The sequence below is a fragment of the Brevundimonas sp. genome (assembly GCF_030656255.1).
Classification (GTDB): Bacteria; Pseudomonadota; Alphaproteobacteria; order Caulobacterales; family Caulobacteraceae; genus Brevundimonas.
Genome location: NZ_JAUSOE010000057.1, coordinates 1 through 26,702, shown reverse-complemented (window position 1 = coordinate 26,702; position 26,702 = coordinate 1). Strand labels below are relative to the sequence as shown.

General features: G+C 67.1%; 25 protein-coding genes and 1 pseudogene. 14 read left to right on the top strand and 12 right to left on the bottom strand.

Annotated elements, in window-relative coordinates:
* Positions 1-2,075 (bottom strand): aconitate hydratase AcnA (gene acnA, locus Q7J26_RS06345; RefSeq protein WP_304935653.1); only part of this gene is annotated, 2,075 nt, incomplete at its 3' end.
* 367 nt (positions 2,076-2,442) lie between these two features.
* Between acnA and ccmA the strand changes: the two genes are divergently transcribed.
* From ccmA to Q7J26_RS06315, 6 genes are read left to right on the top strand one after another with little or no spacing between them, the layout of a single operon-like run.
* Complete coding sequence (gene ccmA, locus Q7J26_RS06340) at positions 2,443-3,066, top strand: heme ABC exporter ATP-binding protein CcmA (protein ID WP_304935652.1); 624 nt, start codon at positions 2,443-2,445, stop codon at positions 3,064-3,066.
* On the top strand, positions 3,063-3,770 hold the full coding sequence (gene ccmB / locus Q7J26_RS06335) for a heme exporter protein CcmB (protein ID WP_304935651.1): 708 nt from the start codon (positions 3,063-3,065) through the stop codon (positions 3,768-3,770). Before ccmA ends, ccmB begins: the two co-directional genes overlap by 4 nt.
* 50 nt (positions 3,771-3,820) lie before the next feature.
* Positions 3,821-4,540 carry a heme ABC transporter permease gene (locus tag Q7J26_RS06330; protein ID WP_304935650.1) on the top strand — a complete coding sequence of 240 codons (720 nt, stop codon included), beginning with the start codon at positions 3,821-3,823 and terminating at the stop codon, positions 4,538-4,540.
* A gap of 1 nt (position 4,541) precedes the next feature.
* The gene (gene ccmD, locus Q7J26_RS06325; protein WP_304935649.1) at positions 4,542-4,754 is read left to right on the top strand and encodes a heme exporter protein CcmD; all 213 of its coding nucleotides are present in this window, start codon (positions 4,542-4,544) and stop codon (positions 4,752-4,754) included.
* Positions 4,751-5,323 (top strand): DsbE family thiol:disulfide interchange protein, encoded by a 573-nt coding sequence (locus Q7J26_RS06320; protein WP_304935648.1) that lies wholly within the window; start codon positions 4,751-4,753, stop codon positions 5,321-5,323. Before ccmD ends, Q7J26_RS06320 begins: the two co-directional genes overlap by 4 nt.
* Positions 5,324-5,381: 58 nt before the next feature.
* Positions 5,382-5,657, top strand: a complete 276-nt coding sequence (locus Q7J26_RS06315; protein ID WP_304935647.1) for a hypothetical protein — start codon at positions 5,382-5,384, stop codon at positions 5,655-5,657.
* Here Q7J26_RS06315 and Q7J26_RS06310 read toward each other — a convergent pair.
* A complete protein-coding gene (locus tag Q7J26_RS06310; RefSeq protein ID WP_304935646.1) occupies positions 5,647-7,188 on the bottom strand; it encodes a cryptochrome/photolyase family protein in 1,542 nt (513 codons plus the stop codon). The genes Q7J26_RS06315 and Q7J26_RS06310 overlap by 11 nt on opposite strands.
* A 158-nt stretch (positions 7,189-7,346) precedes the next feature.
* Between Q7J26_RS06310 and Q7J26_RS06305 the strand changes: the two genes are divergently transcribed.
* Positions 7,347-7,958 (top strand): MarR family winged helix-turn-helix transcriptional regulator, encoded by a 612-nt coding sequence (locus Q7J26_RS06305; protein WP_304935645.1) that lies wholly within the window; start codon positions 7,347-7,349, stop codon positions 7,956-7,958.
* 54 nt (positions 7,959-8,012) lie between these two features.
* Here the strand turns inward: Q7J26_RS06305 and Q7J26_RS06300 are convergent, their stop codons facing one another.
* The 3 genes from Q7J26_RS06300 to Q7J26_RS06290 form a co-directional block, all read right to left on the bottom strand.
* Positions 8,013-9,773 carry a methyl-accepting chemotaxis protein gene (locus Q7J26_RS06300; protein WP_304935644.1) on the bottom strand — a complete coding sequence of 587 codons (1,761 nt, stop codon included), beginning with the start codon at positions 9,771-9,773 and terminating at the stop codon, positions 8,013-8,015.
* 177 nt (positions 9,774-9,950) lie between these two features.
* On the bottom strand, positions 9,951-10,556 hold the full coding sequence (locus Q7J26_RS06295) for a class GN sortase (protein ID WP_304935643.1): 606 nt from the start codon (positions 10,554-10,556) through the stop codon (positions 9,951-9,953).
* Complete coding sequence (locus tag Q7J26_RS06290) at positions 10,553-12,676, bottom strand: marine proteobacterial sortase target protein (protein ID WP_304935642.1); 2,124 nt, start codon at positions 12,674-12,676, stop codon at positions 10,553-10,555. Before Q7J26_RS06290 ends, Q7J26_RS06295 begins: the two co-directional genes overlap by 4 nt.
* Before the next feature lie 174 nt (positions 12,677-12,850).
* On the opposite strand from Q7J26_RS06290, the gene Q7J26_RS06285 reads away from it, so the two are divergent.
* The gene (locus tag Q7J26_RS06285) at positions 12,851-13,585 is read left to right on the top strand and encodes a helix-turn-helix transcriptional regulator (protein ID WP_304935641.1); all 735 of its coding nucleotides are present in this window, start codon (positions 12,851-12,853) and stop codon (positions 13,583-13,585) included.
* A 246-nt stretch (positions 13,586-13,831) separates the two neighbouring features.
* Here Q7J26_RS06285 and Q7J26_RS06280 read toward each other — a convergent pair whose 3' ends face one another.
* Positions 13,832-14,416: an isoprenylcysteine carboxylmethyltransferase family protein gene (locus Q7J26_RS06280; RefSeq protein WP_304935640.1), complete on the bottom strand. Its 585-nt coding sequence runs from the start codon at positions 14,414-14,416 to the stop codon at positions 13,832-13,834.
* Between the two features lie 100 nt (positions 14,417-14,516).
* On the opposite strand from Q7J26_RS06280, the gene Q7J26_RS06275 reads away from it, so the two are divergent.
* Together Q7J26_RS06275 and Q7J26_RS06270 are read left to right on the top strand one after the other, a co-directional pair.
* Positions 14,517-15,176, top strand: coding sequence for a peroxiredoxin (locus Q7J26_RS06275; RefSeq protein ID WP_304935639.1), 660 nt, complete (start codon positions 14,517-14,519; stop codon positions 15,174-15,176).
* Entirely contained in the window at positions 15,173-15,610 is a 438-nt protein-coding gene (locus Q7J26_RS06270; RefSeq protein WP_304935638.1) for a metalloregulator ArsR/SmtB family transcription factor, read from the top strand. The genes Q7J26_RS06275 and Q7J26_RS06270 overlap by 4 nt, the downstream gene beginning before the upstream one ends.
* Positions 15,611-15,640: 30 nt before the next feature.
* Here Q7J26_RS06270 and Q7J26_RS06265 read toward each other — a convergent pair whose 3' ends face one another.
* Genes Q7J26_RS06265 through Q7J26_RS06250 form a run of 4 tightly spaced genes read right to left on the bottom strand, consistent with a single transcriptional unit; the run spans position 15,641 to position 20,583 of the window.
* Positions 15,641-15,943 carry a helix-turn-helix transcriptional regulator gene (locus tag Q7J26_RS06265; protein ID WP_304935637.1) on the bottom strand — a complete coding sequence of 101 codons (303 nt, stop codon included), beginning with the start codon at positions 15,941-15,943 and terminating at the stop codon, positions 15,641-15,643.
* 17 nt (positions 15,944-15,960) lie between these two features.
* The gene (locus Q7J26_RS06260) at positions 15,961-19,182 is read right to left on the bottom strand and encodes an efflux RND transporter permease subunit (protein WP_304935636.1); all 3,222 of its coding nucleotides are present in this window, start codon (positions 19,180-19,182) and stop codon (positions 15,961-15,963) included.
* Positions 19,179-20,204 (bottom strand): efflux RND transporter periplasmic adaptor subunit, encoded by a 1,026-nt coding sequence (locus Q7J26_RS06255; protein ID WP_304935635.1) that lies wholly within the window; start codon positions 20,202-20,204, stop codon positions 19,179-19,181. Before Q7J26_RS06255 ends, Q7J26_RS06260 begins: the two co-directional genes overlap by 4 nt.
* Positions 20,205-20,244: 40 nt before the next feature.
* Positions 20,245-20,583, bottom strand: coding sequence for a rhodanese-like domain-containing protein (locus Q7J26_RS06250; protein ID WP_304935634.1), 339 nt, complete (start codon positions 20,581-20,583; stop codon positions 20,245-20,247).
* Positions 20,584-20,702: 119 nt separating this feature from the next.
* Here Q7J26_RS06250 and Q7J26_RS06245 point away from each other — a divergent pair, with 119 nt between their 5' ends.
* From Q7J26_RS06245 to Q7J26_RS06230, 4 genes are all read left to right on the top strand, one after another.
* Positions 20,703-21,980 carry an NAD(P)/FAD-dependent oxidoreductase gene (locus Q7J26_RS06245; protein ID WP_304935633.1) on the top strand — a complete coding sequence of 426 codons (1,278 nt, stop codon included), beginning with the start codon at positions 20,703-20,705 and terminating at the stop codon, positions 21,978-21,980.
* A gap of 28 nt (positions 21,981-22,008) precedes the next feature.
* The gene (locus Q7J26_RS06240; RefSeq protein WP_304935632.1) at positions 22,009-22,212 is read left to right on the top strand and encodes a DUF2892 domain-containing protein; all 204 of its coding nucleotides are present in this window, start codon (positions 22,009-22,011) and stop codon (positions 22,210-22,212) included.
* The gene (locus Q7J26_RS06235; RefSeq protein WP_304935631.1) at positions 22,209-23,471 is read left to right on the top strand and encodes a TolC family protein; all 1,263 of its coding nucleotides are present in this window, start codon (positions 22,209-22,211) and stop codon (positions 23,469-23,471) included. The genes Q7J26_RS06240 and Q7J26_RS06235 overlap by 4 nt, the downstream gene beginning before the upstream one ends.
* 487 nt (positions 23,472-23,958) lie before the next feature.
* On the top strand, positions 23,959-24,231 hold the full coding sequence (locus Q7J26_RS06230; protein ID WP_304935630.1) for a tyrosine-type recombinase/integrase: 273 nt from the start codon (positions 23,959-23,961) through the stop codon (positions 24,229-24,231).
* A 505-nt stretch (positions 24,232-24,736) separates the two neighbouring features.
* On the opposite strand, the gene Q7J26_RS06225 is transcribed toward Q7J26_RS06230, so the two are convergent.
* Both Q7J26_RS06225 and Q7J26_RS06220 read right to left on the bottom strand, forming a co-directional pair.
* Positions 24,737-26,203, bottom strand: a complete 1,467-nt coding sequence (locus tag Q7J26_RS06225) for an amidohydrolase (RefSeq protein ID WP_304935629.1) — start codon at positions 26,201-26,203, stop codon at positions 24,737-24,739.
* A gap of 69 nt (positions 26,204-26,272) precedes the next feature.
* Positions 26,273-26,702, bottom strand: a pseudogene (locus Q7J26_RS06220) (TonB-dependent receptor); the annotation flags it as partial.

Genomic DNA, 26,702 nt, shown 5'->3' with positions numbered 1-26,702 from the left:
GCGCCGGCGGGCGAGGTCTTCTTGATCGAACCGGCCGGGCTGATGTGGTCAGTGGTGATCGAGTCGCCGAAGATGGCCAGCACCCGGGCCTCGACGATGTCGACGATCGGCGCCGGCTCCATCGACAGGCCCTCGAAATAGGGCGGGTTGGCGACATAGGTCGAGGCCTCGTCCCAGGCGTAGGTCTGGCCCCCTTCGACCTTGATGTTCTGCCAGTGTTTGTCGCCCTTGAAGACGTCGGCATAGCGTTTGGCGAACATGGCCGGGGTGACGCATTTTTTCTGGATGGCGGCGATTTCGGCCGAGGTCGGCCAGACGTCCTTGAGGAAGACATCCTTGCCCTTCTTGTCCTTGCCGATCGGATCCTTCGAGATGTCGATCCGCATCGAGCCGGCGAGGGCGTAGGCCACGACCAGCGGCGGCGAGGCCAGATAGTTGGCCTGGACGTCGGGGTTCACCCGGCCCTCGAAATTGCGGTTGCCCGACAGCACCGAGGTGGCGACCAGGCCGTTGTCGTTGATCGCTTTCGAGATGCTGTCCGACAGCGGGCCCGAGTTGCCGATACAGGTGGTGCAGCCGTAGCCGACCAGGTTGAAGCCCATGGCGTCGAGGTCGGCCTGCAGGCCGGCGGCGGTCAGATAGTCGGTGACCACCTGCGAGCCGGGGGCCAGCGAGGTCTTGACCCACGGCTTGACCTTCAGGCCCAGCTTGTGGGCCTTGCGCGCCACCAGGCCGGCGGCGATCAACACCGAGGGGTTGGAGGTGTTGGTGCAGGAGGTGATCGCCGCGATGACCACATCGCCGTCGCCGAGGTCGAACTTCTCACCCTCGACCTTGACGCGCGGGGCATCGACGGCGCGGCCGAAGACCTCGCCCAGCGCCGTTTCGAAGGACGGCGCGGCCACGGTCAGCTCGACCTTGTCCTGCGGACGTTTCGGTCCGGCGATCGACGGCACGACCGAGGCCATGTCCAGTTCCAGCACGTCCGAGAACACCGGATCTTCCGAGGTCTCGTCGATCCACAGGCCTTGCGCCTTGGCATAGGCCTCCACCAGCGCGACGCGGGCCTTGTCGCGGCCGGTGGCGGTCAGATAGCCGATGGTCGCCGCCGAGACGGGGAAGAAGCCGCAGGTGGCGCCGTATTCCGGGGCCATGTTGGCGATGGTGGCCTGGTCCTCGATGGTCAGGCTGATGACGCCGGGGCCGAAGAACTCGACGAATTTGCCGACCACGCCCTTCTTGCGCAGCATCTGGGTGACGGTCAGCACCAGGTCGGTCGCGGTCGTGCCTTCCGGCAGGCGGCCGGTCAGTTTGAAGCCGATGACCTCGGGGATCAGCATCGGGATCGGCTGACCCAGCATGGCCGCCTCGGCCTCGATGCCGCCGACGCCCCAGCCCAGAACGGCCAGGCCGTTGATCATGGTGGTGTGCGAGTCAGTGCCGACGACGGTGTCGGGATAGGCGACGGTCTTCTTGCCTTCGTCCAGGGTCCAGACGGTCTGGGCTAGGTTCTCCAGGTTCACCTGGTGGCAGATGCCGGTGCCGGGGGGCACGACGCGGAAGTTGTTGAAGGCCGACGAACCCCAGCGCAGGAAGTTGTAGCGCTCAATGTTGCGCTCATATTCGCGCTCGACGTTCTGGCCGAAGGCCTTGGCCGTGCCGAAGTGGTCGACCATGACCGAGTGGTCGATGACCAGATCGACCGGGACCAGCGGATTGATCTTGGCGGCGTCGGCGCCCAGGGCGCTCATGGCGTCGCGCATGGCGGCCAGGTCGACCACGGCGGGCACGCCGGTGAAGTCCTGCATCAGGACGCGGGCGGGGCGGAAGGCGATCTCGTGCTCGACGGAGCCCTTGTTCTCGACCCAGGCGGCGACCGCCTTCAGGTCAGCTTCGGTGACGGAAACCCCGTCCTCGTTGCGCAGCAGGTTCTCGAGAAGCACCTTCATCGAGCGCGGCAGACGGGAAATCCCGGTCAGACCGGCTTCCTCGGCGGCGGGAAGGCTGTAATAGGCGTATTTCTTACGCCCGACGGAAAGGTCCTGGCGGGTCTTAAAGCTGTCGTTCGACGGCATGGAGTCTTCCTCTGGTCAGCGCCGCCCGACAATCCGGTTGCGCCTTCGCGCGGCAGACGCAGCGGCTCACAGGGCCCCTGCGCGCGCGGCGAAAGCCTGCTGCGGCAATCGTGCCTATAGTCCGCTCATCGCGCACCGTCCAAGTGTCCACACCCTCGACGCGGACATTGAGAAAGGTTCTCAAAACAATGCGTATTTTCTCCCTCCCCGTTCCGGGGAGGGGGGCTGAGCGGAGCGAGGCCGGGTGGGGCGGGCCGCATGACCCATCGCTCGCCTTGTTTCCAAGACATGCGCCCTCGCCGGGCCGCCCCCGCCCCGTCGCTCCGCGACGCCCCTCCCCGGAACGGGGAGGGAGAGTGTCGCCGTCATGATCCACACCCTCTCGATCTCCGACCTGACCGTCACACGCGGCGAGCGCCTCCTGTTCCAAGGCCTCGACCTGCGCCTTCAGGCCGGGGAAGCCGTAGTGCTGACGGGCGCCAATGGCGCAGGCAAGACCAGCCTGCTGCGCACCATCGCCGGCCTGTTGCGCCCCGACGCCGGCGAGGTCGCCTTCCATGACGGCGACGGCAATCCGCTGGACGAGCGTCTGGCGCGCGGCCGCGAAACCCATTTCCTCGGCCATCAGGACGGGCTGAAGACCGGCCGCACGGCGCGCGATGAACTGGGCTTCCAATGCGACTGGCTTGGCCACGTCCAATGCGGCATGGACGATGCGGTCGAAGCCTTCGGCCTCGCCCCCCTGCTGGACCTTGAAGTCCGCCGCCTGTCCGCCGGCCAGCGCCGCCGTCTGGCCATGGGCCGGCTGGTCGGCTCGCCGCGCGCCCTGTGGCTGCTGGACGAGCCGATGGCCCCGCTGGACGCCCGCTGGCGCGTGGCCTTCGCCGACCAGATGCGCCGCCATCTCGACGCCGACGGCCTGATCCTCGCCGCCGTCCACGACCCTCTGCCCCTCCCGGCCCGCACCCTGGACCTGGGAGGCCTGACGTGAGCCGTCCTGTCGACGCCGAACCCCGCCCACCTGGCCTGCGCGGCGCGACGCGCGTGCTGCTGGAGCGGGAGCTGGACCTGGCCTGGAGCGGCGGGGGCGGCCCCCTGCTGGCCTGCGGTTTCTTCATCTGTCTGACCGCCGTCCTGCCCCTCGCCGTAGGCGGCGATCCGCGCACGCTTTCGCCCGTCGCCGGCGGGATCGCATGGCTGGCCCTGGCCCTCGCCTCGCTGCTGTCGCTGGAGCGGCTGTTCGAGCGGGATCTGGAGGACGGGGCGCTGGACCTGTTGGCGCTCGGCCATCTGCCGCTGGAATCGGTCGTCCTGATCAAGGCTCTGGCCCAGTGGATCGCCGTCGGCCTGCCCCTGGCCCTGACCGCCCCGGTCGCCGCCCTGGCCCTGGGCCTGCCGCCGGCTTTGATCCCGCTCACGGCCCTGTCGGCCCTGATCGGCGGCGCGGGCTTCGCCTGCACCGGAACCCTGGGCGCGGCCCTGGCCCTGGGGGCGAAACGCGGCGGCCTGCTGATCGCCGTCGTGGTCCTGCCCCTGTTCATTCCCCCGGTCGTCTTCGGCGCCGGAGCGCTGGAGCGCGCCGCCTCGGGCCAGTCGCCCGGCCCGGCCCTGGCCTTCCTGGGCGCCTACGTCCTGTTCGCCGGCGTCATCGCCGCCTTCGCCGGGGCCGCAGCGGTTCGCAACGCCCAGGGATGACGCGATCCGCCGCTTGCCCGCCGTCCCGACGCCGCGTAATCGCTGAAGCCATGTTCGGCCTGTCCAACCCGCAGCGTTTCATGGCCTTCACCGGCCCGCTGACGCCCGTGCTCTGGACGGTCGCCGCTGTGCTGCTGGCCGTAGGGGCATGGCTCAGCTTCACCGTCCCCGCCGACTATCAGCAGGGCGATACGGTCCGGATCATGTTCGTCCATGTCCCCGCCGCCGTCTGGGGCCTGGGCGTCTATGCCGCGCTGGGCGTCTCCAGCTTCTTCGCCCTGGTGTTTCGCCACGCCCTGGCCGACGCCGCCGCCCGCGCCGCCGCCCTGCCCGGCGCCGCCTTCACGGCCCTGGCCCTGTTCACCGGCTCGCTGTGGGGCCAGCCGATGTGGGGGACCTGGTGGGTGTGGGACGCGCGCCTGACCAGCGTCCTCGTCCTGTTCCTCTTCTACCTCGGCTATATGGCGCTCAGGGCCTCGATCGACGACGAACAGAAGGGGGCGCGCGCCGCCGCCGTCCTGGGTCTGGTCGGCCTGATCAACCTGCCCATCGTCAAGTTTTCGGTCGACTGGTGGAACACCCTGCACCAGCCGGCCAGCTTCCTGACGCCGGGCGCATCGGGCCTGGACCCGGTCTATCTGCCGCCCTTCCTGACCATGCTGGCCGCCTATGGCGTGCTGTTCGCGGCCCTGTGGCTGACGGCGATCCGCACCGAGATCCGCCGCCGCCGCGTCATCACCCTGCGCGCCCGCCAAGCCCTGGAAGCGTAAGATGCTCGACCTCGACATGGCCCCCTACGCCGCCTTCGTCTGGCCCGCCTGGGGCGTCAGCGCCCTTGTGCTGGCCGCCCTGGTCATCCGCGCCGTCATCGCCTCGCGCCGCTGGAAGCGCGAACTGGCGCGGCTGGAAGCGGACGCGCCGTCAGAAGCCGCAGACACCCCGCGTCCTCAAGCAGCGCGACGCGCGGTAGGACAACAAGAATGAACCGCTGGCTGGCCCTGCTGCCTCTGGTCGTTCTGACCGGCCTCGCGGCCCTGTTCATCGGCTGGTCCCTGAAGCGCGACCCCGCCTTCAAGCCCGACGCCATGGTCGGCCAGCCCATCCCCGAGACGGTCCTGCCCATGCTCACCGGCGACACCGCTGGCCCCGGCAATCTGGACCTCAAGACGGCGGGCGTCGGCAAGCCGATGCTGGTCAATGTCTTCGCCTCCTGGTGCGCCCCCTGCCGGATCGAGCATCCGAAACTGCTGGCGTTGAAGGCCCGCGGCGTCGCCGTCGTCGGGGTCGCCTACAAGGACGAGCCGGTCGCGACGCGCGCCTTCCTGGACGAGCTGGGCGATCCCTATTCCATGGTTCTGGTGGACCGCGAGGGCCGGGCCGGACTGGACCTGGGCATTTCCGGCGTGCCCGAGACCTTCGCCGTGGACGCCCTGGGCCGGATCACGGCCAAACAGTCCGGGCCGCTGCTGAACGAGGCGGACATCGAACGGCTGGTCGCCTCGATGCAGGCCCCGCCGCGCGCCGCGCCTACGGCCGAATCCGGACCGCGTTAACTTTCTTTCTAGAGACCGCGTTAATGATTGTTAGGCCGTGATGCGTTAACGATTGCGCATGAGCGCGATTCGCCCCGGTTTGCCGCAGCCCGTCCCGTCGCAAGGTCTCGACCTGCCGACGGCGCGAAACGCGCAGGCCGCCTTCTTCCGCACCGCCTTGGATCAGGCCTCACGGGTTCAACCCCGTCAGGCCCAGACCGCGCCGGCCGCCGCCGTCATGTCCACCGTGCGCACCGCCAATCCCGCCCGCCCCGTCGAACCGGCCCCCGCTCCGCCGGAACGCGAAGAGCCCCGGATCATGCGTCCCGGCTCCTATCTCGACATCAAGGTCTGATCGGCGTCGCGCCCAGCAACAGCCGGCAGGCTTCCGCCTCGGCCGCTAACGCGGCGCGCTTCGCCTCTCCGAAACCGTCCAGGGTGCGATAAGGCATGGCCAGGCGCACATTGTCCCTCAGCCGGGGTCGGTTGCGCTCCAGAAAGCCCCAATACAGCCGGTTGAAGGGGCAGGCGGCGTCGCCGCTCTTGCTCTTCACGTCATAGCGACAGCCGCCGCAATAGTCGCTCATCCGGTCGATATAGGCCCCGGACGCGGCATAGGGTTTGGACCCCACGATCCCGCCGTCGGCGAACAGGGCCATGCCCCGGGTATTGGGCATCTCCACCCATTCATAAGCGTCGGCGTAGACGGCCATATACCAGTCGTCCACGGCGTCGGGATGGACGCCCAGCAACAGGGCCAGATTGCCCGTCACCATCAGCCGCTGGATATGGTGGGCATAGGCGTTGTCGCGGCTGGTGCGCACCGCGTCGGCCACACAGGCCATGTCCGTGTCCCCGGACCAGTAGAACCAGGGCAGGCGCCGGTCGGCGTCCAGGAAGTTCCGCGACCGATATTCGGGCGTCTTCAGCCAATAGATTCCGCGCACGAACTCCCGCCACCCCAGGATCTGGCGGATGAACCCCTCGACGGCGTTCAGGGGCGCCCGCCCGGCGCGATAGACCGCCTCGGCTCGGCGACAGACGTCCAGCGGATCGAGCAGACCCAGATTGAGCGAGGTCGAAATCAGCCCGTGCCACATCCACGGCTGGTTCTCGGCCATGGCGTCCTGCCAGTCGCCGAACGACGGCAGGATGGCGTCAAGGAAATGCGCCAGGCCCGCCTCGGCCTCCGCCGCCGTCGTCGGCCAGCCGAACCCCTCCAGCGCCCCGAAATGGTCCCCGAACAGCCGCTCCACATCCGCAATCGCGCCTTGGGTCGTCGCATTCGGCGGGGTGCGCAGCCGCGCCGGCGGCGTCAGGCCCCGCGGCAGTTTCTTGCGGTTCTCGGCGTCATAGTTCCAGCGCCCGCCCTCGGGCTGGGCGCCGTCCATCAACAGGCCCGCCTCGCGCCGCATCTCGCGATAGAAGAACTCCATCCGCAGCTGCGACTTGCCCGTGGCCCAGCGCCGGAACCGGTCGTGCGAACAGACGAAACGCCGATCCTCGCGGATCTCCACCGGAACCCCCGCCCCTGCGGCGAAGGCGGCCAGATGTTCGGCCAGGCGCCAGTCGCCGCATTCGGTCATCACCACCCGGTCGCAACCGCCGCCCTCCAGCGCCCGAGCCAGTTCGCCGGTGATCGAGCCGCTGTTGTCGGGATCGTCGATCCGCACATAGCGCACCCGAACGCCCCGCGCCGCCAGCCGCTCGGCGTGACCGCGCATGGCCGCGAACACCAGGGCGATCTTCTGCTTGTGATGGCGGACATAGGTTGCTTCGTCGCGCACCTCGGCCATCAGGACCGCGTCGATCTCAGGCTCCAGACCGTCCAGGGCCGACAGGTCGTCCGACAGCTGGTCGCCCAGCACCAACCTCAGAACCGACATGGCTCATCCTCCTTACGCGCTTCATACAGACACCCCCGGCTGGAAGCGCAAACGGCGCGCCCCAGACGTCGCCGAAGGGTTCGAACAGGGCAGGAATACTCCTTATTGTGCGCGTCTGGGCTTTCGGGGACTCTCGACTTCGAAAACGAGAGGCCACGATGGTAGAGAGCGTCGAAACCGTCGGCTGCTGGGACAAGACGGCGTGCCAATGCCCCAAGTATGGCGGCGTGCGGACCTGCGGACCTGCCGATCACCACGCGGTGGGGACCATGCTGCGATCCGCCGTCATCCTGCTTGCGCGTCGATGGACGACGCGGGTGGACGAGGTGCTGGCGGAAGGCGGCCTGACCGCGGGCCAGCTGGCGGTCCTCAATCTTCTGACCCAACGCCCCTCCGGCCTGACCCAGAGAGAGGCGGCCGATGCGCTGGCGCTGTCTGAGGCCGTCATGTCGACGCGCGTGTCCGGCCTCCTTGCTGCCGGCCTGGTGGAGCGCCAGGCCCTGAAGGGGGATCGCCGCGCCCACCTCCTGCGTCTCACAGACCGCGGGCGAGAGGCCGCCCACGTCTGGTCGGCCTGTTCCTCATGCGTGCAACACAGCGTCGAAAGCGCCGTCTCGCTCCAGGACCTCTCGACCGCCCTCGCCGTCCTGTCCCGGATGAACGCGGCCCTGGGCGAGCACGATTGTTCCGTTACGACGGATGCAGACACGGCGCCGCAGCCCCGAGGCTTCGCACCCAGGCCCGAACAGGCCCCCACGCTCGGCGTGTGAGCCTGCTTCCCCTCCGTTCCTGAATCGCGTCCATGCCGTTCCGAAGGATCGCCTTCAGAACGCCTCCCAGTCCGATGTCGCCGGCGCAGCCTGGGCCCGTCCGCCGCCGACGGCGACGAGGCGGACCGGGCGTGGGGCGGGCGAGGCCTTGGGCCGGGGCGAGGTTTCCGCCGTTCCCAGCTCGAACCGCCCGATCATCGCCATCAGGCCTTCGGTCTCCTGACGGAGCGAATGCGAGGCGGCCGTGGACTCCTCGACCATGGCGGCGTTTTGCTGGGTGACCTGGTCCATCTGGTTGACCGCCACATTCACTTCGCTCAGGCCCGACGACTGTTCGCGGGCGGAGGTGGCGATCTCGCTGATCAGTCCGTCGATTTCCGCCACGCGCTCGACAATGATCCCCAGAGCCTCTCCGGTTTCACCGACCAGTTTGACGCCCTTGGCGACCTGCTGCGTGCTGCCCGCGATGAGTCCCTTGATTTCCTTGGCGGCTTCCGCAGATCTCTGGGCGAGCGCCCGCACCTCGGAGGCGACAACGGCGAAGCCGCGGCCGGCGTCTCCAGCGCGCGCCGCCTCGACGCCCGCGTTCAGGGCCAGAAGATTGGTCTGGAAGGCGATCTCGTCGATCACCCCGATGATGTTGGTGATTTCAACGGCGGATCGCTCGATTTCCGACATGGCGGAGATCGCCTCGCCCATGACGTCACCCGAGCGCTGGGCGTCCCCCCTGGCGCCGAGCGCGACGGCGGCCGCCTTCTGTGCATTGGCGGCGCTGCTGTTGACGGTCGAGGTGAGCTGATCCAGCGCCGCAGCGGTCTGTTCCAGGCTTGAGGCCTGCTGTTCGGTCCGGCGCGACAATTCGTCGGACGCGACGCCGATCTCGTCGGCCCCCGCGCGGATCGCACCCGCCGTCGCGCCGACGCTGGTCATGGCCGACTGGAGGGTTTCAACGGCGCTGTTGAAATCAACGCGAAGCTTGTCGAGCTCCGGTATGAATTTGGTCGTTATCCGCCGTTGGAGGTCGCCCCCGGCCAGCGCCGTCAGCGCGTCGCCGATCACGCCTACGGCCTCCACGCGCTGCGTCACATCCGTAGCGAACTTGACTACCTTGGCCACCTTGCCGTCCGGACCGATGATGGGATTGTACGAGCCCTGGATCGTGACGACGCCCCCGTCCTTGCGGACCCGCCTGAACTCGCCGGATTGGTACGCTCCGCTCTCGAGCGCCGCCCAGAACTGCTGATAGTCGGGGCTGTCGCGGTATTCCTGTTCGGCGAAGATCTCGTGTTTGCGGCCCACGATTTCATTGAGCTGGTAGCCCATGACATCGAGAAATCGCTCATTGGCGTTGACGACCGTGCCGTCCAGCTTGAACTCGATCATCGCCTGGGATCGACCGATCGCCTGAATCTGGGCCGCGAAATCCTCGCTGGCGAGACGGTGGTGAGCGTCCGACCACTCGACGACAAAACCGGCTGGCTTGCCGCGTCTCTTCAACGGGCTGACGTGGAGGTCGAACGCCAGTTCGCCGATGCGAATGGTCGCCGAATGCGGCTTGGTCAGGGCCGCCAGCATCCCGCGCTGATGGGCCGGGTTCTTGTGAAAGATGTCGATGTTGCTGCCGACCAGTTTGGCGACGCTGAAGTTCGGAAGTTCCTTGCGCAGATCCGCCTCGGCCGTCTGCAGCAGTTCCTGAACCGCCGGATTCAGATAGGTGATGTTCAGATCCTTGTCCGCGATCATCACATTGGTTCGCAGGGCCTCGACGGCTTCTTCAAGCACCAGCGACGCCGATCGTTTTCCCTTGCCCAACATTGCGTCCCGGTCTTTCCCCGATTGATTTCCTCGTTTGAATATCATCCAATCGCTACCAAGACGTGTGGAGATGCTCAGCCCCCGAAGCATCTGAAGCGACACGGTGTTTCATCCGACGGCGGCAAGGCTTTCGGCGCCTGTCGGCCGGCTGGCGCCGCTTCTTCACCAGCGGATTGATCAGGACAGGCGGCGCGCCATGACGACGTAGCGCATCGGCCCCCTCACATCTGAATCGAACGGCCAGCATGTGCTCAGGGCCAAGATCGGCGTCGTCGCGTGGCGGTCGATGCCGAACCGGTCGTTACGGACGACATCGCCGCCTTCGACACGATAAGAGGTTCGCGCGCCGTGGATGTCCTCCACCCGTAGGAGATCGCCCTGGCGCAGATCCTTCAGGAAGCGAAAATGCGTGTCGCGGTGGGCCGCGAAGACGGCCGTGCCGCGCTGGCCGGGCGTGGCGCTGCCGGGAAGATGGGTGGGTCCGAACGCCATGGCCTCGCCCGATCCGCCCGACAGAACAATCTCGCTGACGCCCAGTCGCGGCGCCGTAATCCGGGCGACCGGGGCTGTGTCGGCCCACGGCCAGGCCTTGACCGGCGAACCGCGCTCCAGGGCGCGAGAGAAGGCGCGATCCAATAGGACCTGCGCGAGGGCCGCCTTGGCGGGAATGAACAGGCCCTGGCCGGCAAGCCCCAAGCCGAGGATCAGGGTCACGACCAAGGCGAAGGGGGCGGCGCCCGACGGGCGCCGTCCTTTCATCATCGTCTTGATCGCGGCGCTCACACCAGCCTCCGCCGACGGACGATCCATAGACCCAGGCCGGCGATCATCATCAGGCCCAGCCCGCTCCACAGCGTGCGCTCCCACGTCGTGGCGGTTTGGGGCAGGTCGAAGGGCTCCAGCGGATCCCCGGCCGCTGCGTCTCCGGCCGCGCCGGCGGTCGCAACGGGCCCGCCGAACAGGGCGTCAAAGTCCCACCCCTTGGGCAGGTTCAGCGGCAGTTCTTCCTCGGTCAGACGCGCGCCCTCGGGGCGGCGGGGCGTGGTGTCCACGGCGACCAAACTGGTTTCGCGGGTGACGATCGAGAAATCGAGACCCAGCTGCGCGATCGCCTCTGCGGCCGCTTCATCGGTCGTCTGGCCCAGGCGGTTGGCCACCTCGATGTCGGTGATCCGGCGCTTGCCCCAAAGCTTGCCGATCCCCTGGCCATCGACCGCCTGGCTGAGGTCGATGCGGCGGGTCCACGGACGACCGTCCAGCATTCCTGACACCGTCATCCGGCCCAGCCGGGCGCCGCTGCGACCCAGGACGACCAGCGGTTCGCCCTCGTACAGGTCGGGCAGGTCCACGGGCGTGAACTCGGCGTCCCCGCCTTGACCGTAGACGCGCAGGTCGGTCACGACCGGGCGGGTCAGGCGATCCAGCAGGGCGGACATCCGGGCGATGACCTCACGCGTGTCGCCGATATGGGTGTATGTGCCCCGCCCGACCTCGGCCATTCGGCTCATCAGGAAGCTGTTGGGGGCGCTGCCGATCCCCACCATGAAGACCCGGCTGCGACCGCGATCCGCCCCCAGAACCCTCAGCATATCGTCCTCGTTGCTAATCGAACCGTCGGTCAGGAAGATGACCTGGCGCACGCGGCGGTCCGATGGCGTGTCATCGACCAGCGCGGCCCTCAGCGCCGGCAGCATCTCGGTGCCGCCCTGGGCCGCCAGCTGGCCGGCGAAACGCAAAGCCAGATTGACCTGATCGGGCGTCGCCGAGACGGGCTGATCGAACAGCTCCGTCAGACTGTCGTCGAACCGGATGACATTGAACCGATCGGCGGGCGTCAGGCTGCGCAAGGCCAGCTTCAGGCTCTCGCGGGCCTGGTCCATCGAGTCGCCCGACATGGAGCCGCTGTTGTCGATGACGAAGATCAGTTCGCGAGGGGAGGGCGCCGCACGACGGCGACCCGCAGCCGGCGGTTCGATCACCGCCATCAGATAGTCCTGGTTCCTCAGGCGTTCGCGGAACAGGCTGACCGACGGGTCGGTCTGGGCCGAGCGCCAGCGCAGCTCGAAATCGCGATCGGCGGGAACCGTGGTCTGGGTCAGCGAAATGGTGCGCTCCGCGCCCTTTCCGTTCGCGATGCGGATCGGATGATAGGGGCTGACGACGCCCGTGGGCGTAAAGCCCGGGTTCAGATGCACGGTGATGGACACTGGATTCGTCGGCGCATGACGGCGCGGATCGAGGACCGGCGCGCCGACGGCGCGGGCGGTCGCGACATCCGGGGCGCCTCCGGCAGTGGCGGGGACATAGCGGGGGCCGACGACCAGAGGCAGGCGGAAGCTGTATTCGCCCGAGACCCGCCGGACCGGAGCCTGGTATTCGATCTCGATCAGGACCGTCTCGCCGGGCCCGATGTTGGCCACGCGATTGGTGAACATGTTCGGTCGTTGCTGCTCGACCAGTCCGGCCCCGCGTCCTTCGGCCTTGGCCTGCTCATAGATCTGACGGGCGGCCTCCCGGCGGTTGATCCGGCCGATGATGACCCGCTGGCCGATGACCATCTTCAGGCTGTCGACCGCGCCGTCTTCCGGCAGGGGATAAAAATAGGTGGCCTCGGCCCAGTCCCGGCCGGTGTTGCGGAAGGCCTGGACCACCTTCACCCGTGCGGTCTGGCCGGTGATGGTCACGTCCATGTCCGTGCCCAGTTGAACGGCGGCGGGCGTGGCCCCCGAGCGGGTCTTCAAGACCAGAACCCCGGAGGTGATGTCATCCGCCGGCGCCGCCTGCCGCGCGCTGACGGCGGGCGCGAGGCTGAGCACCAGCATGATTGAAATCAGCAGCAGGGACACCGCCCCGATCAGCGGTGACCCGCTTCGACGCTGGGTGGGGAAGGGGGACGAATTCATGGGCCAGGCTCCTTGATGGAGCCTTTTGACTAGGCCTTGGATCGTGCGCACAGCCACGCGAAAACCGGGCAAATGTCCGCCATTTTCCGCCCGGCTTTTCGCGTCCTGTCCGTGACTTGACGACATGTGCGGAAATGTGCGCATTCCCTCACATCTTCAGGGACGAGGGACGGCGTGATCGACACCGAGGCCGAGCGGATATCGCATTGTGTACGCGAGGAATTGGCTCGGCGCCGTCTGTCGCGACAGGCGCTGGCGGACATGGCGCGGATCAGCATCTCGACGCTGGAGAAGGCCCTGTCGGGCCGCCGCGCCTTCACTCTGGCGACCGTCATTCGTCTGGAACAGGCGCTGGGCGTGGCTTTGCGACCGAGCCAGCCGACATCTCATAGTTTTGAGGCGCCAGTGGCTTCTCCGGACGCCATGGGGTCTTATTCCCGCGGCGCCGTGCGCTGGCTCGAAGGACGCTATCTGACGCTGCGACCGTCATTCGGCTACCCGAACCACATCTACGCCTATCTGACGGACATCGTCTGGAACGTCGGGGAGGCGCATCTGGTCTTCTCGGAATCCGAACGCCTCGACAGCGCCTTTTCGCAGCGAGGCAACGTGTCGGTCCCCCACCTGTCCGGGCATACCTATCTGGTGACCAATGTCGATGGGCAGTATCGGATGGCGGTGCTCGGTCGCCCCACGATCAGGGGGGCGCTGTACGGAATTCTGACCACGCTGATGGTCGGCCACGGATCACAGCTGGTGCCGGCGGCGGTTCCCATCGCCCTTGTTCCATCGCCGCCAGCAGCGGAGTGGGCGTTCGGCCTGATCGCACCCGAAAACCCTGCCTACGCCCGCTACCGCGCCGAGCTGGACAACGTCACGACCGACGATTTCGCCCGCTTTCCCCGATAATGAGCCGAGCCAATTTCGATATCGAAATGCAGAGATCGCCCCGGCGTTGTTAGCTCGGCAAATTCTCCAGGGGGCGAACATGGCAGGCCCCTCGCGCGGCGCGCTGACGCAAGGACGGCCCTCACTGTCGCAGAGCGATGCGAGGCCCCTCTCTCGAACGGCCCGCCCACAATCCAACCAAGAGGGAAAGCTCATGGTATGGCCTCACCTGACGTAACAGTCATCGAGCGGGTCAAGCCGCTTGAACTAGGCCAAGGGATGGACGGCGCCATGCCGCCTTCGCCGACCGCACCAGCGGCGTACGCGACCCGAATAGAGGACCCAATCTGCGCCAAACAGGAGCGCCAGATGCCGCTCCTCGCGGCGGATGGCGAGCGTGTCGGTCGCCAAGGCGGCGATCGGCGCGGCGATAAGGAACCAGGCGTTGTCGAGGAGACCGCCGAGGCCGAGCAGCAGCAGGGCGTTGGCCAGATAGATTGGATTGCGACTCCAGGCGAACGGGCCGGTGCTGACCAGAGCGGTCGCCGGACGGTGCGGCAGGATGTTCGCACGCCGCCGCCGCATCTCCAGCATCGCCCAGAGGTCGAGGCCAAGAGCGAGTGCGACAAGAAGGACGCCGACTGCAAAGGCGCCGGAAGTCAAAGAGTGGGGCGTCCATATCCACGACAGGACGACCGCGACGACAGCGGCCCCGCCGGTGATGAGCGGGGGCCAGGGCCAGCGGTTCGGCGCAACAATGCTCATCCGCCCGCCAGCTTCGGGACGCGCCAAGGCTGCGCGCACGACTTCGCTGGCCGGGTCGCGGATGGGGTCTTGTGATTGCGAGGACATGGATCGTCTCGTTTCCGAGAGCGATATATACACCTTCATAGTTTTTGCAGATATGTATTTTGTGGTGGCGAAATGGATTGGAAATTTCTAGTTTCCGCTCATGGATTTGATTGAGACCGCCCCGCAAAACAGCCCCGGCGCCCTGCGCGCCCTTCGTATCAATGATCCGGCGCCGGACTTTATCGCGCGGACGACCCAGGGCGAGAAACGGCTCAGCGACTATCGCGGGCGTTGGCTGGTGCTGTTCTCGCACCCGGCCGATTTCACCCCGGTCTGCACCAGCGAGTTCATCGCCCTGGCCGGGCGGGCGGACGCCTTCGACGCCCTGGGCTGCGACTTGATGGCCCTGTCGGTCGACAGCCTCTATTCCCACCTGGCCTGGCTGAAGGACATCTATCGCCGCTTCGGCGTGAAGGTGGCCTTCCCGATCATCGAGGATCCGTCCATGGCCATCGGTCACGCCTTCGGCATGGTCGACGCCGGCTCCAGCGACAGCGCCACGGTGCGGGCGAGCTTCGTCATCGATCCGACCGGGATCGTGCGCGCCATCAGTTGGTATCCGATGAACATCGGCCGATCGGTCGATGAACTGCTGCGGCTGGTGACGGCGCTGCAGACCGCCGACCGTGAGCAGGCGTCGACGCCGGCCGGATGGTCGCCCGGCGAGCCCCTGCTGGAGCCGGCCGCCACCACTCTGGATGCGGCCCTGGCACACGGCGACGGTGATGCGCCCTGGTATTATCGCGAGCGCCGCGCATGAACGACGACCAGGCCGCGGCCATGGGACGGCTGAAGGACAAGGCGCCCGAGGCCGCCGAACTGTTGCGTCAGTTGGCGAACGCCAATCGGCTGCTGATCCTCTGCCACATCGCCGCAGAGGAGCGATCGGTCGGGCAGCTCGAAGCGGATCTGGGCATCAAACAGCCGGCTCTGTCGCAACAGTTGGCGGAGCTGCGCCAGTACGGCCTGGTCAAGACCCGGCGGCAGTCGCGGTCGATCTATTATTCGATCGCCGACGATCGGGCTCAGGCGGTCATGGGCATGTTGTACGAAATCTTCTGCGGCGACGGCGAGGCGGTCGCCGCCCGTGCCCAGCCCCCTGCCGGGGTTTCGGTGCGGACCGCCGATGCGTCCGCCCGGCCGCGCGGCGACGCCGCCCAGTTCGCCCGCGTCACTCCGGTCGCCCGTCGATAAGGCGAGGCGGAGGGGCCGGGGTCCTTTCGTCTAGTCAGGGCTCCGTGGGCGGCCGAAGCGGTCACATAGAATGTCGATGAGCTGACGAACCTCATCGTCGGCAAGGCTATAATAGATGGTCGAGCGGTCACGCCGGGTCTTCACCAGCCCGCCTTCGCGCAGCCGTCTCAAATTCTGAGAGACGCCGGACTGGGACGGGCCGCACAGCGCCACGAGCTGCCCGACCGACCGCTCCTCCTGCGTCAACCGGCAGAGCAGCAGCAGGCGATGCTCATTGGCCAGCAGCTTCAGCACTCCGGCGGCTTCGTGGGCGTGTCTGGCCAGATCCGCCAAGGGGGCTCGGTGCGGCGTCATCGGGTCGCGGGTTTTCCGTCATCCCGCAGCACCACATAGATGGCCGGAATGACCAGGACGGTCAGCAAGGTCGAGGAGGCCAGACCGAACAGGAGCGAGATCGCAAGACCCTGGAAGATCGGATCGGTCAGGATGACCGCCGCCCCGATCATGGCCGCCAGGGCGGTCAGAAGGATCGGCTTGAACCGGATGGCCCCCGCCTCGATCAGGACGTCGCGCAGGGGTTTGTCAGGCGAGGCCGTGTGCCGGATGAAGTCCACAAGAAGGATGGAGTTGCGCACGATAATGCCCGCCAGGGCGATGAAGCCGATCATCGAGGTCGCGGTGAAGGGCGCGCCGAACAGCATATGGCCGATGACGATGCCGATCAGGGTCAGGGGGATCGGGGTCAATATCACCAGGGGCAGTTTGAAACTGTGGAACTGGGCCACGACCAGCACATAGATCCCCAGCAGGGCGACCATGAAGGCGGCGCCCATGTCGCGGAAGGTGACCCAGGTGATCTCCCACTCGCCGTCCCACAGCAGGGTGGGAACGGATTCATCCTCAGGCTGACCATTCAGCCGGATGGCGGGTTTTTGCAGGCCCAGGGCGTCCCAGTCATGGGCCTCGATGGCGCGATTGACCGCCAGCATGCCGTAGATGGGCGCCTCGTATTCGCCGGCCAGTTCGGCAGTCACCATGTCGAGCGGTCGTCCGTCGCGACGGAAGACGGCGTAGCTGCCCGCCTCGCGGCGGCCGTCCACCACTTCGCCGAGTTCGATCAGGCGCGGGCCTGAAGGGCCGGTCGTCACCGCCACCGGCGTCGTGGCCAGGGTGCGGCTCCAGCTGCGCGCGGATTGCGGCAGGGCGACAGTGATCGGCAGGGGCGAGCGGCCGTCGCTGCGCGGGGCGTAGCCGACCGTGGACCCGGCCAGGATCGCGCCGATGGAATCCTGCAGCTCGCGTTCGGACAGGCCGTAATAGTCCAGACGATCCCGCACGGGGACCAGCCGCAGTCGCGGCCGTTCCTGGCCGAAACTGTTGTCGACATCTACGATATAGGGAACCGAGCGGAACAGTTTTTCGACCTCAAGCGCGGTCTTGCGCCGGGTCTCCGCATCGGGGCCGTAGATTTCGGCCAGCAGGGTCGCCAGCACGGGCGGGCCGGGCGGGGTCTCCACCACCTTGATCGACGCCCCGGCGGGCAGGGCTAGGGCCTTCAGCTTGTCGCGCAGATCCAGCGCGATGGCGTGGCTGGACCGACTGCGCTCATCCTTGGGCAGCAGGGAGATCATCAGATCGCCCATCTCGGGCCGGTCGCGCAGGAAATAGTGCCGCACCAGACCGTTGAAGTTGAACGGCGCCGAAGCCCCCGCATAGGCCTCCATGGCGTCAGCCTCGGGCAGGGTGCGAATTTGGGCCGCCGCCTCGTCGAGGGTGCGGGAGGTGGCTTCCAGGCTGGTCCCTTCGGGCATGTCGACCACAACCTGAATCTCCGACTTGTTGTCGAAGGGCAGCAGTTTCACCGTCACCGCCTTGAAGTAGAACATCGAACAGGCGACCAGGGTGGCGACGCCGACGCCGATCAGGAAGTTGCGGGCCGAGGACCGGTTGTCGATCACGCGATGCGCCACACGGGCGTAAAGCCGCCCCAGCTTGCCGCCGCCGTCTTCGTGAGCCTGATCGTGCTGGCCGTGAGCCAGGGTCTTTCGCGCAAACCGGATCATCAGCCAGGGCGCGATCACCACAGCCACGAAGAAGGAGAAGATCATCGCCGCCGAGGCGTTGACCGGGATGGGGGCCATATAGGGCCCCATCAGTCCCGACACGAACAGCATGGGCAGCAGGGCCGCCACGACGGTCAGGGTGGCGACGACGGTGGGATTGCCGACCTCGGCCACCGCCTCGACGGCCGCCTCCGTCCGGCTGCGGCCGTCGCGCATTCCCCAGTGACGGGCGATGTTCTCGATCATGACGATGGCGTCGTCGACCAGGATGCCGATGGAGAAGATGAGGGCGAACAGGCTGACGCGATTGATCGTGTAGCCCATCACATAGGAGGCGAAGAGGGTCAGCAGGATGGTGGTGGGGATGACCACAGCGGTGACGCCGGCCTCGCGCCAGCCGATGGCGAAGCCGATCAGCACGACGATCGACACGGTCGCCAAGGCCAGGTGGAACAGCAGCTCATTGGCCTTTTCATTGGCCGTCTCGCCGTAGTCGCGGCTGACGGCGACCTCGACCCCCTCGGGGATCAGCTTGCCTTCCAGGTTTTCGACGCGCTGACGCACGGCTTCAGACACCACCACCGCATTGGCGCCGGCGCGCTTGGCGATGGCGATGCTGACGGCCGGCGTGCTGGCCCATTGGCCGTCATGCCGGGCCCAGCGCCAGACGCGGGCCTGATCCTCGCGCGGTCCCTGGGCCACGTCCGCGACATCGCGTAGATAGACCGGCGCGCCCGTGACGGAGCGGACGGTCAGCAGGCCGATGTCCTGGGCTGACGACAGGGTCTGGCCGGAGGTGACGGCGACCGCCTGGCCGTCCTCGCGGACATTGCCGACCGGGAAGCTGCGGTTGGCCTGAGACGCCGCCTCGATCACGCGGCCCAGCGGCACGCCATATTGATTCAGTTTTGCGGGATCCGGGGCGATGCGGATCTCGTCGGGCCGGCCGCCGGTGATGAAGGTCAGACCGACGTTATCGACCTTTGCGATTTCGGTGCGCAGCTTGTGCGCCAGATCATACAGGGCCTGGTCGGTCCACTGGCCCGCCGCGCCCGGTTTCGGGGTCAGGGTCAGGACGATGGCCGGCACGTCGTCGATCCCGCGCACCGTCACCTTGGGGTCGGGGACGCCGACCGGAATCCGGTCCTGGTTGGCGCGCAGCTTTTCTTCGATCCGTATGGCGGCGTCCTCGGGATTCGACCCCACCAGGAAGCGCGCCGTCACCAGGACCCCATTGTCTTCGGCCTGGGTATAGACGTGTTCGACCCCGTTCACGCTCTTGACGATGGTCTCAAGCGGAATCCCGATCAGTTCGACCGCATCGGCGGCCGCCAGGCCGGGCGCCGCGACCTGGATATCGACCATGGGCACGCTGATCTGCGGCTCTTCCTCGCGCGGGATCGAGAACAGGGCCAACAGGCCGACCGCGATGGCCGCCAGCAGGAACAGCGGCGTCAGCGGCGAGGTGATGGTGAAGCGCGTCAGGCGCCCGGAAAGGCCCAGTTTCATCCTTGCGTCCTCGTCGCGACCAGCCTGTCGCCGGCCTTGACGCCGCTCAGGATTTCGACCGTTTCAGGGTCGTTCGTGGGGGCCGTCTGGACCGGGACCGCGCTGGATTTCCGGTCAGGCGACATCACCTCCACATAGTCCAGGCCGTAGCGCGTCGTGACGAAACGCCGGGGTACGGTCAGGGCCTGACGTTGGCCGATCTCGATCGAAGCGGCGACCCTGCGGCCGACCAGTTCGGTGGTCAGGCCCGGAACAGTCGCGTCGATCTGAATCCGGCCGCCGACGATGGCGGGATAGACCTGCGTCACCTGTCCCTGGCGCGCCTCGGCCGGCAAGTCGTCCGCCGTCAGCAGGACGCGCGCGCCGGGCTTGACCTGGCCGGCTAGGGATTCGGGCAGTTCGAGACGAAGCACGGGCGGGCCTGCTGTGATCGTCGCGACGGACATTCCGGGGCTGACCACGGATCCAGCCGTGACCTCGACCTTCAGTACCCGGCCCGCAGCCGGCGCCAGGATCGCGCCCTGGCCGGCCATGCTGGCGCTGGCGCCGCGTTCGGCCCGGGCGGCGGCGGCCTGGGCGTCTGCGGCGCGTGACGCCGCGACGGCCTGATCCAGGCGCGCCTTGGCGTAGACATTGTGGTCATACAGGTCCTGGATCCGTCCCAGGTCGGCGCGGGCGCGCGTCGCCTCGGCCTCGGCGGCGGCGACCTGGGCGCCATAGGCCCTGGTCTCGAACCCGATCCGGTCATCGACGACCCGTCCGATTTGCTGGCCGCAGCTCACCATATCGCCCTCGCGCACCGACAGGACGACCAGGACGCCGGAGATGCGCGCCCGGGCTTGCGACTGGTCGCGGGTGGTGATTTCGCCCGCCACCGTCTTGGTGTCGGCGAGGAGGTTCGAGGCCAGGACGAGTTGCTCGCCGGCGGGCGCCGCCTTGGCGGCCGGCTCGCGCTTTTCATCCGCGCCGCCGCACGCCGACAGCGTCAGCGCGGCCGCAGCCATCAGGGTCCACATCTTCATCGCCGTCGTCCTTCCACCATCCCCGCCGATCAATCGCACGTCAGCCGCGCTCGACCGGAAGGCCCGCCGACTTCCATGCGCCGAGTCCGCCCGCCAGATGCGTATCGATCGCGGCCTGGGCCTTGGCGCAGCGCTCCAGCGCCATGCCCGACCGCTTTCCGCCCGCGCATTGCAGGACGACCGTCTTTCCGTCGGGTGGGGGAAGGCGGGCGGGGTCGAAGGACGACAGCGGCAGGTTGACGGCGCCGGCGATATGCTCGGCGGCGAACTCTCCCGGCTCACGCACATCGACCAGCACCACCCGATCCTGGGCGAGCATGGTTTTCAGATCGGCCGGGCCGATCTCCCGATGGGCCTTGGGCTTTCCAAATCCGAACATTTTCGACCTCCATGGACCCGCCGAATGCGGTGTCATACTTTTATTATTGTGTATATCATGTAATCATTATATTCGGTCAAGCCACATAAGGGCGATGGAAACGCCTGCGGGAGGGAAAGATGGCCAAGCCCAAGATTGTGATCATCGGCGCCGGACTGGGGGGCACCATCGCCGCCTATGAGATAAGAGCGGCCGTCAAGGGTCGCGCTGAGGTGATGATGATCGCCGAGTCCGAGACCTATTCTTTCGTTCCTTCAAACCCTTGGGTCGCGGTTCGCTGGCGAGAGCCGGAGGAGATCCAGGTTCATCTGCCGCCCATTTTCGCCCGCAAGAAGATCGGCTTCACGGCGGTGGGGGCGAAACGGCTGCACGCTGCGGAAAAACGCGTCGAGTTAAACAACGGCGACAGTGTCGATTACGATTATCTTGTAATTGCGACAGGCCCGGACCTGGCCTTTGATGAGATCGAAGGGCTGGGGCCGGATGGCTACACGGTGTCAGTCTGCCAGACGTCGCACGCCTCGCACGCCGCCGACATGTTCGACGCCTATGTGGAGAACCCCGGTCCGATCGTCGTGGGCGCCGTCCAGGGCGCGTCCTGCTACGGCCCGGCCTATGAGTTCGCTCTGATCCTGGACACCGAGCTGCGACGTCGGAAGATCCGCGACCGGGCGCCGATGACCTTCGTCACCGCCGAACCCTATATCGGCCATCTCGGCCTGGACGGCGTCGGGGACACCAAGTCCCTGATGGAAAGCAAGCTGCGTGAGCGGCACATCAAATGGATCACCAATGCGCGCGTCGCCAAGGTCGAGCCGGGCCTGATGCACGTCGAGGAGATCGCTGACGACGGCGCCGTCGCCAAGACCCATCAGCTGCCCTTCGGCTATTCGATGATGCTGCCGGCGTTCCGAGGCGTGCCTGCGGTGCGCGACATCGCGGGCCTGACCAATCCGCGCGGCTTCATCCTGATCGACAAGCACCAGCGCAACCCCGTTTTCCCGGAGATCTTCGCTCTAGGCGTCTGCGTCGCCATCGCCCCGACGGGCCCGACGCCGGTCCCGGTGGGCGTGCCCAAGACCGGCTTCATGATCGAGAGCATGGTCACCGCCGTCGCCGCCAATCTGGCCGCCCTGATCGCCGGCGAAACGCCTGAGGCCGAGGCGACCTGGAACGCCGTCTGCCTGGCGGACTTCGGCGACGGCGGCGTCGCCTTTGTGGCCCAGCCGCAGATCCCGCCGCGCAACGTCAACTGGGCCGCGAGCGGAAAATGGGTCCACCTGGCCAAGGTCGGCTTCGAGAAATATTTCCTGCGCAAGGTGCGCAGGGGCGAAAGCGAACCCTCCTACGAGCGGCTGGCGATGCACATCATGGGCATCCGCAAGCTTCGCATGTGACCCCTCCCTCTAAATCTGGAGCCTACCGATGAACCTTGATCGTGCTGTTGTGATCTTCGCCGGATGCGTCGTGCTGGCGGGCGTGGCGCTGTCCTACGCCGTCCATCCGTGGTGGATCGCCCTGACCGTCTTCGCGGGGCTGAACATGATCCAGTCCGGTTTCACCGGCTTCTGCCCGGCGGCCATGGCGTTCAAGGCCCTGGGCCTGCGTCCGGGAAACGCCTTCCGATGAGCCTGCGCCGCGCTGCGCCCTGGGCCTTGGCTCTTTTCCTGGCCACGCCGGGCCTGGCCCAGGCGACGACGCTGGACGAGGCCATCGCCGCCGCGCTCGCCCACGCGCCCGAGATCGCCGCCGCCGACGCCGAGGGCGACGCCGCGAAGGGCCGATTGCAGCAGGCGCAATCGGCCCGCGCCCCGTCGCTAAGTTTCAGCGGCACGGTCGGCCAGGGCCGGCTGGACCCGAAGGAATTCTTCGGTCTGGGCGCGGCGGACGTCACGCCTCGGGCGGCCCAGTTGACGCTGGAACAGCCCCTGTTCACCGGCGGGCGTGCGGCGGCCGGGATTGCCCGCGCCCGCGCCGGCATGGCCGCAGCCGACGCCGGCGGCGACGCCGTTCAGGGCCAGGTCGTCCTGGCGGTGGTCCAAGCCTATGGCGACATGCTGGCGGCCGATGAAGTCCTGAGGCTTTATCGCGCGCTGGCGGCCCAGACAGTGGAAATCGAGCGACAGGCGCGCGAGCGCTTCCGGGCCGGCGAAACCCCCAGCACGGACGTCGCCCAGGCCGCGTCACGCGCCGCCGAGGCCCGCGCCGACCTGGCCCGTGCGGAGGGAATGCAGGTGTCCGCCCGCGCCCGTTACCGCAATCTGACCGGCCTGGAGCCGGTCGATCTGCAACCGATTCCGCCCAATCCGCCTCTGCCCGGCTCATTCGACGAGGCGATGGCGGTCGCCGTCGGCGGCAGTCCCGCCCTGCGTCAGGCGCGGGCCGATCTTGAGGCGGCCGAGGCCGCCGCCCGCGCCGCGCGCGGCGAACGCCTGCCGACCGTCAGCGCCTTCGTCGAGGCGGGTTCGGTTCGGGATCAGTTCTTCCCCGACTATCGCGCCGACAGCGCGACTGTGGGCATCCGCGGCCGCTGGACCCTGTTCAGCGGCGGCCTGACGTCGGGCAAGATCGCCGAGACGAGCGCCGATGTGCGCGCCGCCTCCGCCCGTCTGCGCGCCGCCCGCATGGGCCTGGAGGAACAGGTTCTCGCCGCCTGGCAGGACATCCACACCGCCGAACTGGTGGCCAAGGCGTCCGACGAACAGAGCGCCGCCGCAGTCCAGGCCCTGACCAGCGTCCGGCACGAAGTCCGCGTCGGCCTGAAACCTCAGATCGACCTGCTGAACGCCGAGCGCGAAGCCACGGCCGCCGCCGCTAACGCCACCCAGGCCAAGACCGCCCGAATCGTCGCCGCCTATCGCCTGAAGGGCCTGATCGGATCGGTGTGAGTTTGAAAGGCCCTCTGATGTGCGGCGCTGATTCGCTCGGCGTTTTTGAGCATTGCCCCCGTCTCTGCGCCGTGGCGGCGAAGAGACCGAACGCTCCTAGTCGGAGGCTGCGATTATCCTGTCGAACGCCGGGTTCGTGAGGCCGTCCGCCGATTTGTTCCGCCGCCCGTTCATCGACGATAAATGGACTGAAGGCGTCCTGCATCCAAGCGGTAGATAATGCCAGAAGCGAGATCCGCTTTGAGTTTCCTGCTCATGGAGGATCGTTCAGTAAGCGCCGGAGGCGCGCGTAATCCACGTCCGACGCCTCATCGTCGCGCGCCCAGACCTTGCGAAACCAATTCAGGGCCTGCACCAGTTGCATCGCGGGCCGACCAACCCGGAACAAAGCCAGGGGGCGGTCGGCTTGAAGCTGATTTCCATGTCGCCAAGTTCGATCGACCAAAGCCTTGCGTGATTCTGGCTGGCGGCGCTCCAGTCAGCACATTTGGCACGCACGGCCGACGAGGAAGGCGCGGCCATTTGGCGAGCCATCGACGCGCTGAACAAGGCGCGGAGCATCACCCTGGCTCAGGCCTCCTTCTTTCGCCTCCTGATGCTGACCGGTGCGCGGCGAGGTGAAATCCTCGGCTTGCGGTGGGCGGAAGTCGATCTGCAACGAGGCTTGCTTCTGCTCCCTCCGGCTCGTCACAAGACCGGCGGCGTCTCCCGGCCCAAGACCCTGCATCTCTCGCCGGCCGCGCTCGGGCTACCTTTTTGATTTTGGACTTTTCGCAGTCTGATCAGCGAGGATAGTTCTAACAATGTCGCCCGCCCCCAGCAAAGGCAACGGCTGGCCGAACGCCGCTCGCCACCTTGCATCCAGAGTAGCATCCTCTGAGGAAAGCGGAGCCCTGTACCTTAACACGGCGGCTTGGCCCTTATTCGACGCCTTGAGGTCTTGCGCCTCGTCACTCCCTGCAGAAGCGGTCGATCTGCGGCTTGAGGCTTTTTGACGCCGGCGACGCCGGGAATGGCACGGACGACCGTTGGCGGTCCCGTGACGCCCGCAGTAAGCCGATCCGGTAAGCCACTTTCGCACCCAGCCGCGCCGATGGGTCGACATCGCATCGACGTTCATCCCGACATGCGACGATGACGATACCGAGGCTTGGGCCGCGCTCGGCTACCGCCACTGCAAGGTTAAAGAGCCGGGTAGCATCGCTGGCCGATGGACGCATTGCTGAGAAGGCGCTCTCGATCAGCATTTCAGCTCGCTGCCCGGATCACTCGCCGCGCGGCGCGCCGCGATAGTCCAGTTGGGGCGGCCCATCCCCGACCAAGGGGCGGTAGACGAAATCGGCCCCGCGCCGTTGGTGTAGTTCCTCGGTCGCGGCCGTTATCGTCTCGGGGCTGACGAACAGTTCTGCGGCGGTCAGGGCCAGGGTCTTGGTCGCGACCATAGTTCCCTTGACCCCGATGCTGGAGCCGGCGGCCGCCACGTTCTGCCAGCTGTGACCGGCCGATCCGGGGACGAAGGTGGCGGTGGACAGGCCTACGGTCGGCACGACCCAACTGACGTCCGACACATCGGTCGAGCCGCCGGCGCCGTCGAACTTCAGCTCCGCCTTCTCGATCTCACCGACACTGGACAGCGGCGGCTGGCTGGTCAGGGTCTTCTGGATCTCGGTGGCGAAAGCGATTTCCTCGGGCGTCCAGGTAATGCCGCCGACATGATGCAGGTTGCGATCCATGACGGCCATCAGAGCGCCGTTGGGCATCATACTATAGACACCGCCGATCTGCTGGAACTCGAACCGCGTGCCTGTGCCCAGCGCCGCACCCTCGGCCGCCTTTTTCACCCGGTCGATCACGTCCAGGACCGTCTGCGGGTTACCATCCCGAACATAGTAGTAGGACTCGGCGAAGCTGGGCACCACGTTTGGCGCCTCGCCGCCATTGGTGATGACGTAGTGAATGCGCGCGCCATCCGGGATGTGCTCTCGCATCATGTTGACCATGTTGTTCATGGCCTCGACTGCGTCCAGGGCCGAACGACCGCGATCCGGCGCGCCCGAGGCGTGAGACGAGACGCCGTAGAAGCGGAATTTACCGCTGATATTGGCCTTGGTCGTACCTTGGCTGGCGCTGTTGGTGCTGCCCGGATGCCAATGCAGGGCGACGTCAACGTCGTCAAACAAACCGTCGCGGACCATGAAAGCCTTGGCGGATCCCCCCTCCTCCGCCGGCGTGCCGTAGAGGCGCAACTCGCCCTTGATGTTGTTGGCGATCATCCATTCCTTGACCGCAATGGCGGCGTAGCTGGAGGCGGTGCCGAAGAGGTTGTGGCCGCAGCCGTGGCCGGCGCGATGTCCCAAGGACCGCTGTGTCGGGGCCACGGCCTGGGAAAGACCCGGAAGAGCGTCAAACTCCGCGAGGAGCGCGACCACAGGACCGTCGCCGTTCTTGAAGCTGGCCACGAAGGCGGTCGGCTGACCCGCGATGCCGGGGGTGACGGAGAAGCCGGCCTCGGTCAGCTCCTTCTGCAGCAGGGCTGAGCTCTGGGTCTCCTGATAGCCGACCTCGGCAAAGCCCCAGATTGCAAGAGCGGTCTCGCTGATCTGGGCGGCGTCCTGATCGACGGACTGAAGGATGGCGGCCTGTTGGGCCTCGGGCAGTTCGGCGGCGAAGGCGGCGGGCGCCGCCAGGGCGGAGAGCACTAGGGCCGTGGCGGTCATAATTTTCGATTTCATCGGGTTTCCAGTGTGAGGCGAACTGAGAAAAGGACGGGCTGGCGATCGCGCGCCAGCCCGGTTACGCGGTCAGAAGCTCTTGGTGACGGCGACGGTGAAATAGCGGCCCAGGGTGTCGTAGTTCTGGGTGTCGAAGTTGCCCACCGTGTCGCCGGCCTGCGGCGGCTCTTCGTTCAGCAGATTGGTCACCGTGAAACGCAAACTCGTCTCCCCCGGCAGGGTCACACGCGCGTTGAAGTCGAACACATCATAGGCGTCGACGCCGCGGCTCGTGCTGGTGGGAGAAGTCACCAGGGCGCTGTTCCTCATCTCGGACAGGTGACGCCAGCGCAGGCCGGCGCTCCAGTTCTCGCGAGAATAGGTAACGCCACTGACCGATTTCCATTCCGGGTGCGCGGAGCCGGCGTTCGATTCGATCGCCGTGCCCCAGGTGCCCGCATAGTCATAGGTCGGGGCGCCCGGCAGGGCCTGGATCTCGAAACTGTCGAGATAGCTGACC

What these genes read in the sequence shown, in the direction of transcription:
- Q7J26_RS06320 (WP_304935648.1), top strand. Translation starts at nt 4,751, where the DNA reads ATGAACCGCTGGCTGGCCCTGCTGCCTCTGGTCGTTCTGACCGGCCTC.
- Q7J26_RS06300 (WP_304935644.1), bottom strand. Translation starts at nt 9,773, where the DNA reads ATGTTGGGCAAGGGAAAACGATCGGCGTCGCTGGTGCTTGAAGAAGCC.
- Q7J26_RS06255 (WP_304935635.1), bottom strand. Translation starts at nt 20,204, where the DNA reads ATGAAGATGTGGACCCTGATGGCTGCGGCCGCGCTGACGCTGTCGGCG.
- Q7J26_RS06260 (WP_304935636.1), bottom strand. Translation starts at nt 19,182, where the DNA reads ATGAAACTGGGCCTTTCCGGGCGCCTGACGCGCTTCACCATCACCTCG.
- Q7J26_RS06315 (WP_304935647.1), top strand. Translation starts at nt 5,382, where the DNA reads ATGAGCGCGATTCGCCCCGGTTTGCCGCAGCCCGTCCCGTCGCAAGGT.
- ccmD (WP_304935649.1), top strand. Translation starts at nt 4,542, where the DNA reads ATGCTCGACCTCGACATGGCCCCCTACGCCGCCTTCGTCTGGCCCGCC.
- Q7J26_RS06330 (WP_304935650.1), top strand. Translation starts at nt 3,821, where the DNA reads ATGTTCGGCCTGTCCAACCCGCAGCGTTTCATGGCCTTCACCGGCCCG.
- Q7J26_RS06250 (WP_304935634.1), bottom strand. Translation starts at nt 20,583, where the DNA reads ATGTTCGGATTTGGAAAGCCCAAGGCCCATCGGGAGATCGGCCCGGCC.
- Q7J26_RS06235 (WP_304935631.1), top strand. Translation starts at nt 22,209, where the DNA reads ATGAGCCTGCGCCGCGCTGCGCCCTGGGCCTTGGCTCTTTTCCTGGCC.
- Q7J26_RS06290 (WP_304935642.1), bottom strand. Translation starts at nt 12,676, where the DNA reads ATGAATTCGTCCCCCTTCCCCACCCAGCGTCGAAGCGGGTCACCGCTG.
- ccmA (WP_304935652.1), top strand. Translation starts at nt 2,443, where the DNA reads ATGATCCACACCCTCTCGATCTCCGACCTGACCGTCACACGCGGCGAG.
- Q7J26_RS06240 (WP_304935632.1), top strand. Translation starts at nt 22,009, where the DNA reads ATGAACCTTGATCGTGCTGTTGTGATCTTCGCCGGATGCGTCGTGCTG.
- Q7J26_RS06305 (WP_304935645.1), top strand. Translation starts at nt 7,347, where the DNA reads ATGGTAGAGAGCGTCGAAACCGTCGGCTGCTGGGACAAGACGGCGTGC.
- Q7J26_RS06280 (WP_304935640.1), bottom strand. Translation starts at nt 14,416, where the DNA reads ATGTCCTCGCAATCACAAGACCCCATCCGCGACCCGGCCAGCGAAGTC.
- Q7J26_RS06245 (WP_304935633.1), top strand. Translation starts at nt 20,703, where the DNA reads ATGGCCAAGCCCAAGATTGTGATCATCGGCGCCGGACTGGGGGGCACC.
- Q7J26_RS06225 (WP_304935629.1), bottom strand. Translation starts at nt 26,203, where the DNA reads ATGAAATCGAAAATTATGACCGCCACGGCCCTAGTGCTCTCCGCCCTG.
- Q7J26_RS06310 (WP_304935646.1), bottom strand. Translation starts at nt 7,188, where the DNA reads ATGTCGGTTCTGAGGTTGGTGCTGGGCGACCAGCTGTCGGACGACCTG.
- Q7J26_RS06275 (WP_304935639.1), top strand. Translation starts at nt 14,517, where the DNA reads ATGGATTTGATTGAGACCGCCCCGCAAAACAGCCCCGGCGCCCTGCGC.
- Q7J26_RS06270 (WP_304935638.1), top strand. Translation starts at nt 15,173, where the DNA reads ATGAACGACGACCAGGCCGCGGCCATGGGACGGCTGAAGGACAAGGCG.